This window comes from Cryobacterium sinapicolor (assembly GCF_004403465.1).
Classification (GTDB): domain Bacteria; phylum Actinomycetota; class Actinomycetes; order Actinomycetales; family Microbacteriaceae; genus Cryobacterium; species Cryobacterium sinapicolor.
Genome location: NZ_SOGQ01000010.1, coordinates 1 through 2,555, shown reverse-complemented (window position 1 = coordinate 2,555; position 2,555 = coordinate 1). Strand labels below are relative to the sequence as shown.

3 protein-coding genes are annotated in these 2,555 nt (G+C 68.1%); 1 reads left to right on the top strand and 2 read right to left on the bottom strand.

Annotated features, from left to right (window positions below; all coding sequences use genetic code 11):
- On the top strand, nt 1-114 hold a 114-nt coding region (locus tag E3T28_RS01405), incomplete at its 5' end, for an integrase core domain-containing protein (RefSeq protein ID WP_166786889.1).
- 63 nt (nt 115-177) lie between these two features.
- Here E3T28_RS01405 and istB read toward each other — a convergent pair.
- Nucleotides 178-1,017, bottom strand: coding sequence for an IS21-like element helper ATPase IstB (gene istB, locus E3T28_RS01400; protein ID WP_134427194.1), 840 nt, complete (start codon nt 1,015-1,017; stop codon nt 178-180).
- The gene (gene istA, locus E3T28_RS01395; RefSeq protein WP_134427192.1) at nt 1,014-2,339 is read right to left on the bottom strand and encodes an IS21 family transposase; all 1,326 of its coding nucleotides are present in this window, start codon (nt 2,337-2,339) and stop codon (nt 1,014-1,016) included. Before istA ends, istB begins: the two co-directional genes overlap by 4 nt.
- Nucleotides 2,340-2,555: the final 216 nt, after the last annotated feature.

Below are 2,555 nucleotides of genomic sequence, written 5' to 3'. Positions count from 1 at the left end.
GCCGACGCATACCAAGACTGGATCCATAGCTACAATCACCACAGGCCCCATACCGGCATCGGCGGCAAATCACCCATCGACCGCGTTCACAACGTCAATGGGAAGTACACCTAGTGACGGCGCTCAGCGAAATTCCCCAGTCCTGCTCATTGAAGCGCCCCGGGTCGCGGGGTTAGGTTAGCGGAAGTTTGTGCCGGTTGTCACGCGGCGGAGTTCGTTGGATTGGGCGGCGTGGTTGCGGAGTCGGTAGGAGCCGCCGTCGAGGGTGACGACGACGGATCGGTGGAGTAGCCGGTCGAGCATCGCGGCTGCGACGGTGGTGTCGCCGAGGATCTCGCCCCAGGCGCCGACGCGCCGGTTCGTGGTGATCACGATCGACGTTTTCAGGTAGCGCTGGTTGATGACCTGGAACAGCGCCGACGCGGCCTCGGCGGGCAGCGGCAGGTAGCCGAGTTCGTCGATCACGAGCAGCGTTGGGCCGGCGAAGAAGCGCATCATCGTGCCCCACTTGCCCTCGATCGCGGCGCGGTGGCAGCGGGCGGCGAGGTCCGCTGCGGAAGTGAAGTAGGTGCGGTAACCGGCCGTCACCGCGGCATGGCCAAGGCCCGTGGCGATGTGTGTTTTCCCGACTCCGGGCGGGCCGATCAGCATCACGTTCGTCGCGGTCTCGAGGTAGCGGCAGGTGCCGAGCTCGGCGAGCAGGTTGCGGTCGATGCCGGAGGCGGCGTTGAGGTCGAAGTCGTCGAGGGGGGCGCCGGTGGGCAGGTTCGCGAAGCGGAACCGGCCGGAGGGGCGGCGGGCGTCGGTCGCGGTGACCTCGATGGCTAGCAGTCGCTCGAGGGCGTGGGTGAGGCTCCAGCCCTCGGCCTGGGCCTGGTCCAGGACGCTCGGCAGGGCCTCGGCGGCGTCGGCGAGTTTGAGCTCGGTCAGGTGGCCGCGCAGCTGTTGATAGACGCTCGCCGGGGTCGTGCTGGCCGTAGCCGGCCGGGTCGTCGAGGTGGTCAATGTGGTGTTCATCGGAGGGTGTTCCTATTCTTCGCGGCCGTCTCGTAGGCGGCCAGGCTGATCACGGTGGTGGGTTCGGCGCTGCCGGTCAGTGCCCTCGCGGCGCGGCGGGCCGCGGTGCCCGGCGGGATGCGTTCCTTCTTGCGGTGCGGCTGGCCGGGAGGTGCTGCGGCCATCGCGATGGTCTCGAGGGCGGTGATGTGTCCGCTGTCGCGGATCGTGACCCCGAGGCCAGCCTCCGCAACGGTGTGCCGGGCGAGGACCACGCCAGAGACCGTGGCGATGTCGATGGTCGTCGCGCCGAGGCGTTGGTGGACGACGACGCGGGATGCGGCCAGTTCTGGCGGGACCGAGTAGCGGTTGCCGCGCCAATCGATCAGTGCCTGCCGGGTTGCGGTGCGTTGCTCGGTCACGACGACCGGGAACAGCGTCGGCGGCAACGGTCGGAGCCGTTCCGCGGCGAACATGACAGCGGCCGTTGTGGACCCGTCTCGGCCCTCACGCCGCCGACCGTCCTGCCGGGTCGCGAAGGCGGTGAGGCGTTGTTGGGCTTGCTCGAGGGTGACGTCGTCGGGGAGGTTGCGCCACCAGCGCTGGGCGGCGGTGTGGTTGTTCTTCTCGACCACGCCCTTGCGGTTGCCCGACCGGGGCCGGCAGGCGACGACGGTGACGGCGTGGTGCTTGGAGAACGCGGCGAACATCGGCGTCAGATCACTCGTCCCGGCCTTCAGCACGGTGCTCATCCGGTCGAACCGCCAGGTCTTCGTCACCCCGCCGAGCAGGCCCAGCAGGACCGTCATCGCCGCGAGCAGGTGGGGCAGGTCCATCGACGGGGAGATCACCGCCCGCCAAACCCCCGAGTGCGCGAGCGACCCGACGAGCACGTAGGCGCGTTTGGTCGGGAACGCCCACCCGATTGGGGCGTCGGGCAGTTCGGCCCAGTCGAACTGGGTCTCCTCGCCGGGCGGGTGCTCGATGATCGCGTTGGGCCGCTTGGTCACGTGCGCGCAAGCGGTGCAGGCCGGCCGCAAGCTCCGGTCCCGGATCTGGCGGGTCAGGGTCTGATAGGACCCTTCGAAGCCCAGCGGGACGAGCTCGTCCAGCAGCGTCGCCGCCCAGAGATGCGGGTCCTCCTTCAGCCGGGCGGCGACGTAGTCGAGGAACGCGTCGAACGGGTCCGGGGCTGCGCGTTGACGCACTCCGGGGGTGCGCTGGCCGGCGAGATAAGCGCGGATGGTCTTGCGGTCGTGATCGGTGCGGCGGGCGATCTCACTGATCGTCATCCCTTGCCGTTTGAGCGCGTGGATGTCCACGTCGTCCTCCTCTGAAAGCATAGGAGTAGGGCCTTTCTCGAGCTGGTGCGTGGTCGAAGACCATCAGCATCGAGGAAGGCCCGCTTCTATGAGCGGAAGCGACCCGGGGTGGGGAATTTCAGTGAGCAGGCGGTTTCAAGCAGTCGTTGCAACACTGCGGTGGTTTAGGCCGGGATTAGTAGATCACGGATTCGCTCGGCTGGGGTATCCCACATGAGTGTTTTGCGAGGACGACCG

Bases quoted from the DNA above. Each gene is read 5' to 3' on its own strand.
- istB (WP_134427194.1), bottom strand. From the start codon at position 1,017: ATGAACACCACATTGACCACCTCGACGACCCGGCCGGCTACGGCCAGC.
- istA (WP_134427192.1), bottom strand. From the start codon at position 2,339: ATGCTTTCAGAGGAGGACGACGTGGACATCCACGCGCTCAAACGGCAA.